The sequence below is a fragment of the Streptomyces sp. NPDC045701 genome (assembly GCF_056432045.1).
Window position 1 is genome coordinate 292,746 of the sequence record NZ_JBWKJV010000003.1, and the last position, 15,831, is coordinate 308,576.

The window sequence follows — 15,831 nt, forward strand, 5'->3', positions numbered from 1 at the left end:
CTGAGACCGACTCAGATGTCGAGGAAGCGGACGTCCTTGGCGTTGCGCTGGATGAACGAGCGCCGCGCCTCCACGTCCTCACCCATCAGCACGGAGAACAGATCGTCGGCCTGGGCCGCGTCGTCCAGCGTGACCTGGCCGAGCACCCGGTGGTCCTGGTCCATGGTGGTGATGCGCAGTTCCTCGGCGTTCATCTCGCCCAGACCCTTGAAGCGCTGGATGGAGTCCTCGCGGATGCGCTTGCCGTTCTGCTTGCCGAGCTCCACGAGCGCGTCGCGCTCACGGTCCGAGTAGGCGTACTCGAAGTCGTCCCGGCCCCACTTGATCTTGTACAGCGGCGGGCGGGACAGGTAGACGTGTCCGGCCTCGACCAGCGGGCGCATGAAGCGGAAGAGGAAGGTCAGCAGCAGGGTGTTGATGTGCTGGCCGTCGACGTCGGCGTCCGCCATAAGGATGATCTTGTGATAGCGGAGCTTCTCGATGTCGAAGTCCTCGTGCACACCGGTGCCGAAGGCGGAGATCAGCGCCTGGACCTCGGTGTTCTGGAGGATCTTGTCGATCCGCGCCTTCTCGACGTTCAGGATCTTGCCGCGGATGGGCAGGATGGCCTGGAACTCCGGGTTGCGGCCGGACTTGGCCGAGCCACCGGCGGAGTCACCCTCGACGATGAAGATCTCGCACTTGGACGGGTCGTTCGACTGGCAGTCGGACAGCTTGCCCGGCAGGGAGGCCGACTCCAGCAGGCCCTTGCGGCGGGTGAGGTCGCGGGCCTTGCGGGCGGCGACGCGGGCCGTGGCGGCCTGGATCGACTTGCGGATGATGTCCGCGGCCTCGTTCGGATTGCGGTCGAACCAGTCGGAGAGGTGCTCGTGCAGCACCTTCTGGACGAACGTCTTGGCCTCGGTGTTGCCCAGCTTGGTCTTGGTCTGGCCCTCGAACTGCGGCTCGCCCAGCTTGACCGAGATGATCGCCGTCAGGCCCTCGCGGATGTCCTCACCGGTGAGGTTGTCGTCCTTCTCGCGCAGCAGCTTCTTGTCGCGCGCGTACCGGTTGACGAGACCCGTCAGCGCGGCACGGAAGCCCTCTTCGTGCGTGCCGCCCTCATGGGTGTGGATCGTGTTCGCGAACGAGTACACGCCCTCGGTGTACTGAGAGTTCCACTGCATCGCGATCTCGACGGAGAGCAGGCGGTCCTTGTCCTCGGCCTCGACCGAGATGACCGTGGGGTGGATCAGCTCGCCCTTGCGCGAGTTCAGGTACTTGACGAAGTCGACGATGCCGCCTTCGTAGTGGTACGAGACCGTCCGCGCGGGCGCCTCCTCCACCGTCTCGGCGGCGTCGGGGTCGTCGGCGTTCATCGTCGCCTTGGCCGACTCGCGCTCGTCGGTCAGCGTGATCCGGAGGCCCTTGTTGAGGAAGGCCATCTCCTGGAAGCGGCGCGAGAGCGTCTCGAAGGAGTACTCGGTCGTCTCGAAGACGTCCGGGTCCGCCCAGAACGTCACGGTCGTACCGGAGTCCTCGACCGCCTCGTGCCTCGCGAGCGGGGCCGTGGGCACGCCCAGCTTGTAGTCCTGGGTCCAGCGGTAGCCGTCGCGCTTGATGTCGACCGACACCTTGGTGGACAGCGCGTTCACGACGGAGACGCCCACGCCGTGCAGACCGCCGGAGACGGCGTAACCGCCGCCGCCGAACTTGCCGCCCGCGTGCAGGACGGTGAGCACGACCTCGACGGCCGGCTTCTTCTCGACGGGGTGCATGTCCACGGGGATACCGCGGCCGTTGTCCACGACCTTGACGCCACCGTCCGCGAGGATGGTCACGTCGATGGTGTCCGCGTGCCCTGCCAGGGCCTCGTCGACGGAGTTGTCGACGACCTCTTGTACGAGGTGGTGGAGTCCGCGCTCACCGGTCGAGCCGATGTACATGCCGGGACGCTTGCGCACCGCGTCCAGACCCTCGAGGACGGTGATCGCGCTGGCGTCGTACGACGAGGTGACCTCACCGTTCTCGCCGGCAGCTGTGGACGGGATGTTCTCGTTGGGGTTGCCGGAATCGGCCACGAAGCGCCCTTTCTGGCACAGCACAAGCCGTCTCTCCGGGCATGCGGGAGCGGCTGCGTCGTTCGACATGTTCCGCGGTGGGGCGGGATTACCTACCAGTCTACCGGTAGCACTGACATTAATGGGGGCTTGCCGGTACCTGAGTCCGCATGTGCCGCCCTGAACCGGCGCCGACCGACTCCCCATATCCGGGAAGGGGCTCCAGGAGCCTCACGCCGCCACTCAGCGCTTCGGCCTGTCAACCTCCAGCAACGGTGACGACCACCTCATCCCGAGCGCCGCTCCGCCGGGTGCCGGGGGCCGCGCAGGGGCCGCGGCGGCGGCCTCGCCGTCCCGCGCGGGCGACCGGCTCCGCATCGGGTTTCCGGGCTCGGGGGCGGCCGGGCCCGTGACCGTTGTCCTCTCTATGCCCTCAGCCGGGCCGGTGCGGCACTGGAGCCGCTGGGGCCGCTGGACTGGAGGACCCGGCGAAGGCGGGGCGGGGGCGGGGCGGCCGGGAGCCGGTGTCGGTCAGGGCGACGGGTGGGGACCGACTGGGGCCTGGGGGGGGCGGACGTCAGTCGTAGGTGGCCCGCCCGGCAGCGTGCGGCCCGGCGGCACGCGGCCCGCGCCCTCGGAGCGGGGCCGGTCCCCGGTAGCCGAGCACCCGGTCGCGGCGGAGGGCGCCCGGCGCGGTCCGCCCGCCCCGTCGGGTGTGCCCGTCAGCCGTAGGTGTCGCCCGGGCCCGTGCTGCCCGGCGCCCGCAGGGGGCCGCCGTAGCCGCGCCGGGGCCCGCCCGGCCCGAGCACCTTGATCACCCGGACCGTGCCGTGCCCCAGGTCCTCGTTCAGCCGGGCCACCAGCCGCGGCGCCAGCAGCCGCAGCTGTGTCGCCCACGCCGTGGAGTCGCACTGCACGGTCAGCACCCGCTCGTCCGGGTCCTCGTCGTACCGCAGCGGCACACAGTGCTTCGCCAGGTCCTCGCCCACGATCTGCGGCCACCGCCCCATCACGCCGCCGACCGCCGCCGGGGTCTCCCACCCGCGCTCGGTGATCAGCCTGTTGATGGCGGCGCCCAGTGGCAGCGGATCGCGCCCGTCCGCGCGGGCACCGGACCGTAGTCCACCGCCCCGCCGGGCCTGCTTCTTCTGCTGAGCCGCCGCGCCCCGCGCCCGTGCCTGCTCCTTCGCCGCCCGCAGCGCGACCCGCGCCAGGTCGACGCCGGACGGCTCCGGAACCGACGGCTCCGGCAGGGGATCGATCGTCACAGCCGCTCCACCGACCCCTCCGACACGTCGTACCGGGCGCCCGCCAGCACCCCCGGAACGTCGTCGTCGACCGCGGCCGTCACCAGGACCTGCTCACCGGGGGCGACCAGCTCCGCCAGCCGCTCCCGGCGCCGCGCGTCCAGCTCCGCGAACACGTCGTCCAGGACGAGCACCGGCTCGTTGCCCTCGCCGCGCAGCAGGTCGTACGAGGCGAGCCGCAGGGCCAGGGCGTACGACCAGGACTCGCCGTGGCTGGCGTACCCCTTCGCGGGCAGTTCGCCCAGCTTGAGCACCAGCTCGTCACGGTGGGGGCCCACCAGCGTGACGCCCCGCTCGATCTCCTGCTTGCGCACCTCCACCATGGCGGCGAGCAGCCCTTCGTACAGGGCCTCCCGCCCGTGCGCCCCGGAGACGGCTCCCTTGTACTCCAGGGCGACCGGCCCGCCGCTCGGTGCCAGCTGCTCGTACGCCTTGTCGGCCAGCGGCTGCAGCGTCGCCACCAGGTCCAGGCGCTGCGCCAACAGCTCCGCGCCGGCCCGCGCGAGGTGCTGGTCCCAGACGTCCAGCGTGGACAGGTCCATGGAACGGCCGCCGTGACGCCGCGCCATCGCGGCCGATTTCAGCAGCGTGTTGCGTTGCCTGAGCACCCGCTCGTAGTCCGACCGCACGCCCGCCATCCGGGGCGAGCGCGCCGTGATCAGCTCGTCCAGGAAACGCCGCCGCTCGCCCGGGTCGCCCTTCACCAGCGCGAGGTCCTCCGGCGCGAACAGCACCGTCCGGACGATCCCCAACACGTCGCGCGGCCTGACCTGCGACGACCTGTTGACCCGGGCCCGGTTCGCCCGGCCCGGGTTGAGCTCCAGCTCCACCAGCTGCGACCGCTCGCCCTGCCGTACGGCCGCCCTGATGATCGCCCGCTCGGCGCCCATCCGCACCAGGGGGGCGTCGGACGACACCCGGTGGCTGCCGAGCGTGGCCAGGTAGCCGACCGCCTCGACGAGGTTGGTCTTGCCCTGCCCGTTGGCGCCGACGAAGACGCTGACGCCCGGATCGAGAGGGACCTCGACCCGGGCGTACGAGCGGAAGTCGGCCAGCGACAGATGCGTGACGTGCATGGTGTGCGCCGACCTTCCCCCGGCATGCCGTGCACCGCCGGGTGCACAGCCTGTGGATCTACTTCTTGGACTCGACCGCGTGGCCGCCGAACTGGTTGCGCAGCGCGGCGATCATCTTCATCTGCGGGGAGTCGTCCTGCCGGGACGCGAACCGCGCGAACAGCGACGCGGTGATCGCCGGCAGCGGGACCGCGTTGTCGATGGCGGCCTCCACGGTCCACCGGCCCTCGCCGGAGTCCTGTGCGAAGCCGCGCAGCCGGTCCAGGTGCTCGTCCTCGTCCAGCGCGTTGACCGCCAGGTCGAGCAGCCACGAACGAATGACGGTGCCCTCCTGCCAGGAGCGGAAGACCTCACGCACGTCGGTGACGGAGTCGACCTTCTCCAGCAGCTCCCAGCCCTCGGCGTACGCCTGCATCATGGCGTACTCGATGCCGTTGTGGACCATCTTGGCGAAGTGGCCCGCGCCGACCTTGCCCGCGTGGACGGAGCCGAAGTCGCCCTCGGGCTTCAGCGCGTCGAAGATCGGCTGGACCTTCGCCACGTCCTCGGCGTCGCCGCCGTACATCAGGGCGTAGCCGTTCTCCAGGCCCCACACACCGCCGGAGACGCCGCAGTCGACGAACCCGATGCCCTTCTCGCGCAGCTCGGCCGCGTGCTTCTCGTCGTCCGTCCAGCGCGAGTTGCCGCCGTCGACGACCACGTCGCCCGGGGAGAGCAGCTCGGACAGCTCGTCGATGGTGGACTGGGTCGCGGCACCGGCCGGGACCATGACCCACACGACGCGCGGCCCCTTGAGCTTGCCCACAAGCTCCTCGAGGCTGTGGACATCCGCGAGGTCGGGGTTGCGGTCGTATCCGATGACGGTGTGACCCGCGCGGCGGATGCGCTCGCGCATGTTGCCGCCCATCTTGCCGAGACCGACGAGACCGAGCTCCATCAGAGAATCCTCAATCGTTGTGTGCGGAGAGTTCGTACCCGCGTCCGAGCCTACGCCCGGACGCGGGCGCACACCTGTGGGGTCGGGCGCTCATCGGGCGCATGATCAGCCGCTCAGGCGCACCGACCCGGGGGCGGACTCAGCCGCTCAGCCGCACCGGCATGATCAGGTACTTGTAGGCCTCGTTCGCCTCCGCGTCCACGGCCGGCCTGCCGCTCAGCAGCGCCGGCTTGGTGGAGGTGGTGAAGGAGAGCTGGGCCACCGGGGAGTCGATCGCGCTCAGGCCGTCCAGCAGGAACGTCGGGTTGAAGGCGATCGAGATGTCGTCGCCCTCCAGCTGGGCGTCCACCCGCTCCACAGCCTGTGCGTCGTCGCTGGAACCGGCCTCCAGGATGAGCACACCCTGCTCGAAGCTCAGCCGTACCGGCGTGTTCCGCTCGGCCACCAGCGCCACACGCTTGACGGCCTCGACGAACGGCGCCGTCTCGATCACCGCGACCGAGTTGAACTCGGTGGGGAAAAGCGTGCGGTACTTCGGGAGGTCCCCCTCCAGCAGCCGGGTGGTGGTGCGCCGGCCCGCGCCCTCGAAGCCGATGAGGCCCTCGCCCTTGCCCGAGCCCGACAGCGCCAGCGTCACCGTGTCACCGCTCGTCAGCGCCTTGGCGGTGTCCAGCAGCGTCTTGGCGGGCACCAGGGCGACCGCCGAGGCGTCCGGGGACTCCGGCTTCCACAGGAACTCGCGGACCGCGAAGCGGTAGCGGTCGGTGGACGCCAGCGTGACGGTGTCGCCCTCGATCTCGATGCGCACGCCGGTGAGGACGGGCAGCGTGTCGTCACGGCCGGCCGCGATGGCGACCTGCGCGGCGGCGGAGGCGAACACCTCGCCGGGGACGGTGCCGGTCGCGGTGGGCATCTCCGGGAGGGCCGGGTACTCCTCCACGGGCATGGTGTGGAGGGTGAACCGGGAGGAGCCGCAGACCACGGTCGCCCGCACACCGTCCGTGGAGATCTCCACCGGCCGGTTGGGGAGGGCGCGGCAGATGTCGGCGAGAAGGCGGCCGGAGACGAGGACCGTGCCGTCCTCCTCCACCTCGGCCTCGACCGAGACCCGCGCGGAGACCTCGTAGTCGAAGCTGGAGAAGCTGAGCGCGCCGTCCTCGGCCTTCAGCAGAAGGCCCGCGAGTACGGGCGCCGGCGGACGGGCCGGGAGGCTGCGGGCCACCCAGGCCACCGCCTCCGCGAGTACATCGCGCTCCACCCGGATCTTCACCGGAACCGCCTCCTGCTGTTGCTGGCTCGTATCTCGACTGCGGGCACCAGTCTGACGCACAGCACCGACAGTCGGTGCGGCTCGGGGTCAAGCCGCGACGGGCGGCCCCGGACGCTCCGGCGCCGAGTTGTGCACAGGCCCCGCTTCGAAGCGGATTTCCCGGTAACTCTGAGTGGGAGTAGTAGTAGGGCCTGTGGAAACGGTGGATAACCCCATCCGCCCAGGTCACAGCGGGTTTTTTGTCCACCGCGCCTGTGGGTGGTGCCGGTGGACAACCACCGCTATCTGTGGACGCGGAAAAGTTCTGCACACCCGATGCACAGCACGGGGCTACTTCTCCCCAGCGCCGTCCCCAGTTTTACCCAGCTTCCCCACAGGCCAACCGACCACCTTGGTGTGACGGCTTTCACTCCGCACGGTGAGCCCGGGCGTTTCGTTGCCGAACAGTGGACAGGGGTGTGGAGAAGCTGTGGACCATGGACCGCCCCCTGTGGGCCGCTGGTGGACAACTCCGGAGAGGCCCTGTGGACGACGCGCGCGTCCACAGCCTGTGGAGCGCGCTCGGCCACAAATCCACAAGCCTTTGAGCTGCGATGATGTGATCTCCTCACCCCACCCTGTGGACACCGTCTGGACAACTTCGCAGTCCCCAGCCTGTGGATTGCCGATCTCCCCCGGAGTTGTGGAGAACCGGGTGACCGACCGAACTATTCGAACAGCACGGGTCACGGCGCCGGGTGTGGACAGCCGGAAACCCCGCCTCCCACCGCCCCTCAGGGTGTGCCGGAGGCGTCCCCCGGCCTGGATCGGCCGCCTCCGCCGCGCCTCCGCCGCGCCTCCGCGCGCCTCCGCCCGCCCCGGCCGTCCCGCGCGCCGACCCCGAGCGACTGTCCCGCCCGGCGTCCCGAGCCCGCCCCGGGACCGGGACCGGTCGCGGGGCGGGCTCGGGACGCGCCGAGCCCCCGGCCCGGGCGGCGGTCTCGGCCGCCCCGGACGGGGGCTCAGGCGGTCCTCGGCTGTCTCAGCCGTTCTTGATGCGGTTGGTCAGCTCGGTGACCTGGTTGTAGATCGAGCGCCGCTCCGCCATCAACGCCCGGATCTTCCGGTCGGCGTGCATCACGGTCGTGTGGTCCCGGCCGCCGAACTGGGCGCCGATCTTCGGCAGCGACAGGTCGGTCAGCTCACGGCACAGGTACATCGCGATCTGGCGGGCCGTCACCAGCACCCGGCTGCGCGACGATCCGCAGAGGTCCTCGACCGTCAGCCCGAAGTAGTCGGCGGTGGCCGCCATGATGGCGCCGGCGGTGATCTCCGGGGCGGCGTTCTCACCACCCGGGATCAGGTCCTTCAGCACGCCCTCGGTGAGCACCAGGTCGACCGGCTGCCGGTTGAGGCTCGCGAACGCCGTCACCCGGATCAGCGCCCCCTCCAGCTCGCGGATGTTGCGCGAGATCCGGGAGGCGATGAACTCCAGCACCTCCGGCGGGGCGTTGAGCTGCTCCTGCACCGCCTTCTTACGGAGGATCGCGATCCGGGTCTCCAGCTCCGGCGGCTGCACGTCGGTCGTCAGGCCCCACTCGAAGCGATTGCGGAGCCGGTCCTCCAGGGTCATCAGCTGCTTGGGCGGCCGGTCCGAGGACAGCACGATCTGCTTGTTGGCGTTGTGGAGCGTGTTGAAGGTGTGGAAGAACTCCTCCTGCGTCGACTCCTTGCTCGCCAGGAACTGGATGTCGTCGACGAGCAGGATGTCCACGTCGCGGTAGCGCTTGCGGAAGGTGTCGCCCTTGCCGTCCCGGATGGAGTTGATGAACTCGTTGGTGAACTCCTCCGAGCTCACGTACCGCACGCGCGTGCCGGGGTAGAGGCTGCGCGCGTAGTGCCCGATCGCGTGGAGCAGGTGCGTCTTGCCGAGCCCGGACTCCCCGTAGATGAAGAGGGGGTTGTACGCCTTCGCCGGCGCCTCCGCGACCGCGACCGCCGCCGCGTGGGCGAACCGGTTGGACGACCCGATGACAAAGGTGTCGAACAGGTACTTGGGGTTGAGGCGCGCGTGCTGCTCGCCGGGGCGGCCGCCCGCCGTCCCCGCCCCGGTCCCGCCGGCCGGGTTGCCGCCGCCGGGACGCTGCTGGCCCGGCGCCTCGGGGTGCTCCCGCCGCTCACCGCGCTGCTGGTCGTACGGGGAGGGGTCGGGCGCCTGCGGACCTCGGTAGTCGTGGTGCGGCTGCTGCGGCCGGGCCGTCGCGTAGGGGTCGCGCTCCTGGAAGCCGCCGAGCCGCGGCTGCTGCCAGGAAAGATCCTCCTGGGTACGCGGCCAGGAGCCGGGCTCGGGCCGCTGCTGCTGGTAGTCCGGGTAGGCCGGGCGCACGGTGGGCAGGCCGTCGTCGGGCATCGGCCGGTGCCCGTAGCCGTCGTACTTCTCGTACGGCTTGTCGTACCCCTCGCCCTGCTGGCGGTCGTCGTAGCGGGGCTGCTGCTGGTGCCTGCCCGGGGCCGGCGGCGCGGGCGGCGGGTCGCCCGCGGAGTCGTCGACGGTGATCGCGATCCGGATGGGGCGGCCGCACTCGCGGCTGAGCGTGTCGCTGATCAGCGGGGCGAGCCGGCCCTCAAGGACCCGCTTGCCCCATTCATTGGGGACGGCGAGCAGCGCGGTGTCCGCGACCAGGGCCAGGGGCTGGCAGCGCTCGATCCACTGCTTGTCCTTCGGCTCGATGCCCTGCTGGCCTTCCCCCAGAAGCTGCTCGAGCACTCGTGGCCACACTGCGGCAAGATCAGCAGGTACGTCAGCCACAAGGCACGCTCTCTCACAGGTCCCACGAATGTGTGGTTCTCGGGACGGGATGGAAGGACAGGCAGGAAAGGAATCCGAGTCCGGCCACGGTAGTCGCGGCGGCTCACGTGGTTCAAGTTGTTGTCCACAGCCTGTGCATAGTGGACCACGGCTCGGCGCCGGTTTGACCGGATGGCGTAGCCGCGCGTACCGTAACCAGGTCGAGTTGTCGATGGCTGCTGCCGCCTGCCTCCGATGGGCAAAGATCACGATCCGTGATCGTGAAGCGGTGCACTCGGGCGTATTGCGAGCTACTCGTGGGCGCACGGTGACAGCCAGGCGATGTCCCGCCACCACCCGAATCATTTCTGGAGCCCCCGAGTGAGCAAGCGCACCTTCCAGCCGAACAACCGTCGTCGCGCGAAGACCCACGGTTTCCGTCTGCGCATGCGTACCCGCGCCGGTCGCGCCATCCTGGCGAACCGCCGCAGCAAGGGTCGCGCCAACCTGTCCGCCTGATCGCTTAAACAGGTCATGACGTGCTGCCTACCGAGAATCGGCTGAGGCGGCGCGAGGACTTCGCGACCGCGGTACGCCGAGGACGCCGGGCCGGCCGCCCGCTCCTCGTCGTCCACCTCAACAGCGGTGCAACGGACCCGCACGCGTCAGGGGAGACCGCTCCCCCGACACGTGCGGGTTTCGTCGTCAGCAAGGCCGTGGGTGGCGCCGTCGTCCGTAACCAGGTGAAGCGCCGCCTTCGCCACCTGATGCGCGACCGGCTGCCCGTACTGCCCCCCGGTAGCCTGGTGGTAGTACGTGCGCTGCCCGGTGCGGGCGACGCCGACCATGCACAGCTGGCCCAAGACCTGGACGCCGCCCTTCAGCGGTTGCTGGGAGGGGGCGCGCGATGAAGTACCCGCTGCTGGCTCTGATCAAGCTCTACCAGTGGACGATCAGCCCGCTGCTCGGACCCGTCTGCCGGTACTACCCGTCGTGTTCCCACTACGGGTTCACGGCCATCGACCGGCACGGCGCGGTCAAGGGCACAGCCCTGACCGCCTGGCGCATCCTGCGGTGCAACCCGTGGTCGCCGGGTGGCGTGGACCATGTTCCCCCTCGTAAGCGCCCGCGCTGGCACGAAATGCTGCGCGACGCGCTGCGCGGCGGCAAGGGCGGGCACTCCGCCGAGACGAGCCCGGCCGCAGAGACCCCGCCCCATGCTCAAGGAGCCTGATTAGTGGACACGATTGCCAGTCTGTTCAGCTTCATCACCACACCTGTCTCGTGGATCATCGTCCAGTTCCACAAGCTGTACGGGGCGATGTTCGGCCCTGACACGGGCTGGGCCTGGGGTCTGTCGATCGTGTCCCTGGTGGTGCTCATCCGGATCTGCCTGATCCCGCTCTTCGTGAAGCAGATCAAGTCGACCCGGAACATGCAGGCGCTCCAGCCGAAGATGAAGGCGATCCAGGAGCGCTACAAGAACGACAAGCAGCGTCAGTCCGAAGAGATGATGAAGCTGTACAAGGAGACGGGCACCAACCCGCTCTCCTCGTGCCTTCCCATCCTGGCGCAGTCGCCGTTCTTCTTCGCCCTCTACCACGTGCTGTCGAAGATCGCTTCGGGTGACACGATCGGGGTCCTCAACCAGGACCTGGTGAACAGCGCCCGTGAGGCCCACATCGTCGGGGCCCCCATCGCGGCGAAGTTCATGGACGACCCGGGCAAGGTCGAGGCGCTGAACGCCTCCCTGACGGACGTCCGCATCGTCACCGCCGTCATGATCGTCATGATGTCGCTGTCGCAGTTCTTCACCCAGCGCCAGCTGATGCAGAAGAACGTCGACCTGACGGTGAAGACCCCGTACATGCAGCAGCAGAAGATGCTGATGTACATCTTCCCGATCATCTTCGCCGTGATGGGCATCAACTTCCCGGTCGGTGTCCTCGTCTACTGGCTGACCACCAACGTGTGGACCATGGGCCAGCAGATGTACGTGATCAACCAGAACCCGACCCCGGGCAGCAAGGCACAGGACCACTACCTTCAGCGTCTGGTGAAGAGCGTCACCGCTCACGGTGAGGTCCGGGGGCGCCGTCGGCGCACCGTCGTCCAGGGGATCGTGGCCAAGGGCCCGGACCGCAACGACAACGAGCGCAAGTTCGTGACGGCGCTCGCCAAGGCCGGCTTCACCCCGCAGGCCGACGGCTCCGTGAAGAAGGTCGACCCCGCCACCGCCGAGGCGGAGAACGCGGCCGCGGCCCGGCGCCAGCAGCCCAAGCGCCAGCCCAAGGCGAAGCGCCAGGCCGGCGGCGCTCAGCAGCCCCCGGCGAAGACCTCCTTGGAGAAGGCCGACGCGCCCCAGGAGGCAACGAAGCAGCCGGCCAAGCCCGCCGGCGGCTCCACTCGCCAAGCCAAGTCCGGACAGCGCAAGGGCCAGCAGCGGCCCAAGCACCCGTCGTCCAAGAAGTAAGAAGGAGTCCATCCGTGACGGAAGGCATCACCTCCGCCGCCCAGGGTGGCGACACCCTGACCCGCCTGGAGCAGGAGGGCGAGATCGCGGCCGACTACCTCGAGGGTCTGCTCGACATCGCCGATCTCGACGGCGACATCGACATGGACGTCGAGGCGGACCGCGCCGCGGTCTCGATCATCAGCGACTCCGACAGCCGTGACCTCCAGAAGCTGGTGGGTCGCGACGGCGAGGTGCTGGAGGCGCTTCAGGAGCTGACGCGCCTCGCCGTGCACCGCGAGACGGGTGACCGCAGCCGGCTGATGCTGGACATCGCCGGCTTCAGGGCCAGGAGGCGCACCGAGCTCGCCCAGCTGGGCGCCCAGGCGGCCGACGAGGTGAAGAGCACCGGTGAGCCGGTCAAGATGCAGCCGATGACACCGTTCGAGCGCAAGGTCGTGCACGACGCGGTGGCCGCCGCCGGTCTGCGCAGCGAGTCCGAGGGCGAGGAGCCGCAGCGCTTCGTCGTCGTGCTCCCTGCCTGACCGCACTTCGGTAGGGGTTCCCCCTGCTCGAACGAAGCTGAGAGCTTGGGGGAATCGGCCCCGTCTGTTCGCAGGCGGGGCCGATCTTTGTCAGCCTGATAGTCACTGATCACTGGGGCCAGCACCCAGTGCGGTAATGCGGTACGGAAGGACGGTTCCCGTGACGGAGGCAGAAGAGCTTCCCCATGCGCCTCAAGAAGCGCGGACGGTTTTCGGTGAGTTCTTCCCCGAGGCCGTCCGGTACGCGGAGCTCCTCGCGGACGCGGGTGTCAAGCGCGGGCTGATCGGTCCCCGCGAGGTGCCACGGCTGTGGGAGCGGCACCTGCTGAACTGTGCGGTGCTCTCCGAGGTCGTGCCCGAGGGGGTCACTGTCTGCGACGTCGGCTCCGGCGCCGGTCTGCCCGGCATCCCGCTCGCGCTGGTCCGACCCGACCTGAAGATCACCCTTCTCGAGCCGCTGCTGCGCCGTACGAACTTCCTCCAGGAAGTCGTGGAGCTGCTCGGCCTGGACCATGTCACCGTGGTACGGGGCCGGGCCGAGGAAGTCCTCGGCAAGCTGCCGCCCGTCCATGTCGTCACCGCGCGGGCCGTCGCCCCGCTGGACCGCCTCGCCGGCTGGGGTGTCCCGCTGCTGCGGCCCTACGGAGAGATGCTGGCGCTGAAGGGCGACACGGCCGAGGAGGAGATCCAAGGCGCCCGTGCCGCTTTGAGCAAGCTGGGCGTCGTGGGGGCCTCCGTCCTTCATGTGGGAGAAGGCATCGTGGATCCTCTGTCGACCGTGGTGCGCGTGGAGGTCGGTGAAAGCCCCGGCGGTGTGCGGTTCGCTGCCAAGCGGGCCAAGGCGGCCAGGCCCTCACGTCGGCGCCGTTGATGCCTGGTTGATCCTCATACGTACGCATTTCGGAGTGTCGTGACGCCCTGACTGGGCGGTGAGTGCATCAATGTTTCACGTGAAACGTCGCTCACTGCTGCAGGGAATCATCAGCCGCGGTCGCGCGGCTGCCACGCCGCGCGACCGCAGGCCACTCGCGAGGGTTACGGAGTTGTCCACAGAGGTGGAGTTCTCCACAGAACCAGGGGCCTCGCTGGTTCATGACCCCGAAAGCATGGCAGGCTCTCCTCATCGCGAGCCTGAAGCCGAGGAGAGTGAATCCTTGCGGTCCGACGCCAACATCGCGGGACCGATGACCGATCCGGTCCCCGGTCCCCGAACCGAATCGGCGGGGGAGGATGTTTCACGTGAAACACCGCCCCCGATGGACGACACCCCTATTGGTCGAGCTGCCCAACTGGCAGTAGAGGCTCTGGGCCGTGCGGGTGAAGGACTTCCCCGGCCTGAACAGACACGCATCATGGTGGTCGCCAACCAGAAGGGTGGGGTGGGCAAGACCACCACGACGGTCAACCTCGCCGCCTCGCTGGCACTCCACGGCGCTCGGGTCCTGGTCGTCGACCTCGACCCGCAGGGCAATGCCTCAACGGCTCTCGGTATCGACCATCATGCCGAGGTTCCGTCGATCTACGACGTCCTGGTGGAGAGCAAGCCGCTCTCCGACGTGGTTCAGCCCGTCCCCGACGTGGAGGGACTCTTCTGCGCTCCGGCCACCATCGATCTCGCCGGTGCGGAGATCGAGCTGGTGTCGCTGGTGGCGCGGGAGAGCCGGCTCCAACGAGCGATCCAGGCGTATGAGCAGCCACTGGACTACATCCTGATCGACTGCCCGCCCTCTCTCGGTCTGCTCACGGTCAACGCCCTGGTGGCCGGTGCCGAGGTGCTCATTCCCATCCAGTGCGAGTACTACGCGCTGGAGGGACTCGGCCAGCTGCTGCGGAACGTCGACCTGGTGCGCGGCCATCTCAATCCGGCCTTGCACGTCTCGACCATCCTCCTCACCATGTACGACGGCCGGACCAGGCTGGCGTCCCAGGTGGCGGAGGAAGTCCGGAGCCACTTCGGTGACGAGGTCCTGCGGACGAGCATTCCAAGGTCCGTCCGTATCTCCGAGGCCCCGAGCTACGGGCAGACGGTCCTGACCTACGACCCCGGGTCCAGTGGCTCGTTGTCGTACCTCGAAGCGGCCCGCGAGATCGCACTGCGGGGCGTCGGGATGCACTACGACGCCCAGCACACCCCCACGGGTAACCGGAACAACCAGCACAGCATGTCGGAGGGGATCCAGTGAGCGAGCGACGTAGGGGGCTGGGGCGAGGACTCAGTGCGCTGATCCCCGCCGCGCCGCAGGAGCGGCAGACGACGTCGGTGGGTGTGGGATCCGCCTCCCCGGGGGCCATTCCGTCGCTTCCCGCGGAGCGCGGAGTGGCGGCCGCGAAGGTGGCGACGCTTCCGCAGAGCCCTGAGCCTGTCGAAAGTGAGCTGTCCGTCGTAGAGCCGGAGGTCGTGGCCGAGGCCGGGACGGAGGCTGTCGCCTACTTCGCCGAGCTTCCGCTGGACGCCATCACTCCGAACCCGCGCCAGCCGCGCGAGGTGTTCGACGAGGATGCCCTGGCCGAGCTGGTGACCTCCATCAAGGAGGTGGGCCTGCTCCAGCCCGTCGTCGTTCGGCAGCTGGGTGTCGAGCGCTATGAGCTCATCATGGGCGAGCGTCGCTGGCGGGCCTGTCGTGAGGCGGGCCTGGAACACATTCCGGCGATCGTGCGTGCCACCGAGGACGAGAAGCTCCTGCTGGACGCCCTGCTGGAGAACCTGCACCGGGCGCAGCTCAACCCGGTCGAAGAGGCCATGGCCTACGACCAGCTGCTCAAGGATTTCAACTGCACCCACGAGCAGCTGGCCGACCGCATCGGGCGTTCACGTCCGCAGGTCTCCAACACGTTGCGCCTGCTGCGGCTGTCACCCACGGTCCAGCGTCGGGTCGCTGCGGGCGTGCTGTCGGCGGGGCATGCCAGGGCCCTGCTTTCGGTCGACGATCCCGAGGCTCAGGAGAAGCTGGCCTACCGGATCGTGGCCGAGGGACTTTCGGTCCGGGCCGTCGAGGAGATCGTGACGCTCATGGGCTCCGAGCCCAGCAGCCCGCCGAAGGCGAAGGGCCCACGCGCCGGCGCCCGTGTCTCGCCGGCGCTGTCGGAGCTGGCCACCCGGCTCTCCGACCGCTTCGAGACGCGGGTGAAGGTGGACCTGGGGCAGAAGAAGGGCAAGATCGTCGTCGAGTTCGCCTCGATGGAGGACCTGGAGCGCATCCTCGGCACCCTTGCTCCGGGGGAGGGCAGGGTCCTGGAGAAGAAGCTGGCCGAGGAGGACCTCCAGGACGGCGACGAGGGCTGAGAGGGGAGTTCTTCCCCGGTCGTCAGAGATTGTCAGGGCGGGCCGCGTTCCGGTGTTCACCGGGACACGGCCCGCCCTTTGGCCTCTTCCCGTATGCGTGTCATCACCCGATCGATACGATGCGTTCTGGTATGCGCATCCGCCTGATCCACCTC

At 69.3% G+C, this 15,831-nt stretch carries 14 protein-coding genes; 8 read left to right on the plus strand and 6 right to left on the minus strand.

The genetic code is table 11. The features are described from left to right. Positions 1–11: 11 nt before the first annotated feature. The 6 genes from gyrB to dnaA all read right to left on the minus strand — a co-directional run bounded on the left by gyrB (position 12) and on the right by dnaA (position 9,417). Positions 12–2,084 (minus strand): DNA topoisomerase (ATP-hydrolyzing) subunit B, encoded by a 2,073-nt coding sequence (gyrB, locus tag AC07DW_RS05465; protein WP_478856291.1) that lies wholly within the window; start codon positions 2,082–2,084, stop codon positions 12–14. Between the two features lie 677 nt (positions 2,085–2,761). Continuing rightward, positions 2,762–3,307: a DciA family protein gene (locus AC07DW_RS05470; protein WP_478856292.1), complete on the minus strand. Its 546-nt coding sequence runs from the start codon at positions 3,305–3,307 to the stop codon at positions 2,762–2,764. Continuing rightward, positions 3,304–4,422, minus strand: a complete 1,119-nt coding sequence (recF, locus tag AC07DW_RS05475) for a DNA replication/repair protein RecF (protein WP_478856293.1) — start codon at positions 4,420–4,422, stop codon at positions 3,304–3,306. The genes AC07DW_RS05470 and recF overlap by 4 nt, the downstream gene beginning before the upstream one ends. 58 nt (positions 4,423–4,480) lie before the next feature. Continuing rightward, positions 4,481–5,359, minus strand: a complete 879-nt coding sequence (gene gnd / locus AC07DW_RS05480) for a phosphogluconate dehydrogenase (NAD(+)-dependent, decarboxylating) (protein ID WP_478856294.1) — start codon at positions 5,357–5,359, stop codon at positions 4,481–4,483. A gap of 139 nt (positions 5,360–5,498) precedes the next feature. Then, entirely contained in the window at positions 5,499–6,629 is a 1,131-nt protein-coding gene (dnaN, locus tag AC07DW_RS05485; RefSeq protein ID WP_478856295.1) for a DNA polymerase III subunit beta, read from the minus strand. A 1,021-nt stretch (positions 6,630–7,650) separates the two neighbouring features. Continuing rightward, positions 7,651–9,417 carry a chromosomal replication initiator protein DnaA gene (gene dnaA / locus AC07DW_RS05490; protein WP_478856296.1) on the minus strand — a complete coding sequence of 589 codons (1,767 nt, stop codon included), beginning with the start codon at positions 9,415–9,417 and terminating at the stop codon, positions 7,651–7,653. Between the two features lie 360 nt (positions 9,418–9,777). Between dnaA and rpmH the strand changes: the two genes are divergently transcribed. From rpmH to AC07DW_RS05530, 8 genes are all read left to right on the plus strand, one after another. After that, on the plus strand, positions 9,778–9,915 hold the full coding sequence (gene rpmH / locus AC07DW_RS05495; RefSeq protein ID WP_018846094.1) for a 50S ribosomal protein L34: 138 nt from the start codon (positions 9,778–9,780) through the stop codon (positions 9,913–9,915). A gap of 20 nt (positions 9,916–9,935) precedes the next feature. Next, the gene (rnpA, locus tag AC07DW_RS05500) at positions 9,936–10,307 is read left to right on the plus strand and encodes a ribonuclease P protein component (RefSeq protein WP_478856297.1); all 372 of its coding nucleotides are present in this window, start codon (positions 9,936–9,938) and stop codon (positions 10,305–10,307) included. Next, positions 10,304–10,630, plus strand: a complete 327-nt coding sequence (yidD, locus tag AC07DW_RS05505; protein ID WP_336321155.1) for a membrane protein insertion efficiency factor YidD — start codon at positions 10,304–10,306, stop codon at positions 10,628–10,630. The genes rnpA and yidD overlap by 4 nt, the downstream gene beginning before the upstream one ends. Before the next feature lie 3 nt (positions 10,631–10,633). Further along, on the plus strand, positions 10,634–11,869 hold the full coding sequence (yidC, locus tag AC07DW_RS05510) for a membrane protein insertase YidC (RefSeq protein ID WP_478856298.1): 1,236 nt from the start codon (positions 10,634–10,636) through the stop codon (positions 11,867–11,869). A 14-nt stretch (positions 11,870–11,883) separates the two neighbouring features. Further along, complete coding sequence (locus AC07DW_RS05515) at positions 11,884–12,393, plus strand: Jag family protein (RefSeq protein WP_478856299.1); 510 nt, start codon at positions 11,884–11,886, stop codon at positions 12,391–12,393. Between the two features lie 160 nt (positions 12,394–12,553). After that, positions 12,554–13,264, plus strand: a complete 711-nt coding sequence (rsmG, locus tag AC07DW_RS05520; protein WP_189549758.1) for a 16S rRNA (guanine(527)-N(7))-methyltransferase RsmG — start codon at positions 12,554–12,556, stop codon at positions 13,262–13,264. A gap of 235 nt (positions 13,265–13,499) precedes the next feature. Beyond that, positions 13,500–14,576: a ParA family protein gene (locus tag AC07DW_RS05525; protein ID WP_478856386.1), complete on the plus strand. Its 1,077-nt coding sequence runs from the start codon at positions 13,500–13,502 to the stop codon at positions 14,574–14,576. Further along, positions 14,573–15,676 carry a ParB/RepB/Spo0J family partition protein gene (locus AC07DW_RS05530; RefSeq protein WP_478856300.1) on the plus strand — a complete coding sequence of 368 codons (1,104 nt, stop codon included), beginning with the start codon at positions 14,573–14,575 and terminating at the stop codon, positions 15,674–15,676. Before AC07DW_RS05525 ends, AC07DW_RS05530 begins: the two co-directional genes overlap by 4 nt. Positions 15,677–15,831: the final 155 nt, after the last annotated feature.

What these genes read in the sequence shown, in the direction of transcription:
- AC07DW_RS05525 (WP_478856386.1), top strand. Translation starts at nt 13,500, where the DNA reads ATGGCAGGCTCTCCTCATCGCGAGCCTGAAGCCGAGGAGAGTGAATCC.
- gnd (WP_478856294.1), bottom strand. Translation starts at nt 5,359, where the DNA reads ATGGAGCTCGGTCTCGTCGGTCTCGGCAAGATGGGCGGCAACATGCGC.
- recF (WP_478856293.1), bottom strand. Translation starts at nt 4,422, where the DNA reads ATGCACGTCACGCATCTGTCGCTGGCCGACTTCCGCTCGTACGCCCGG.
- yidD (WP_336321155.1), top strand. Translation starts at nt 10,304, where the DNA reads ATGAAGTACCCGCTGCTGGCTCTGATCAAGCTCTACCAGTGGACGATC.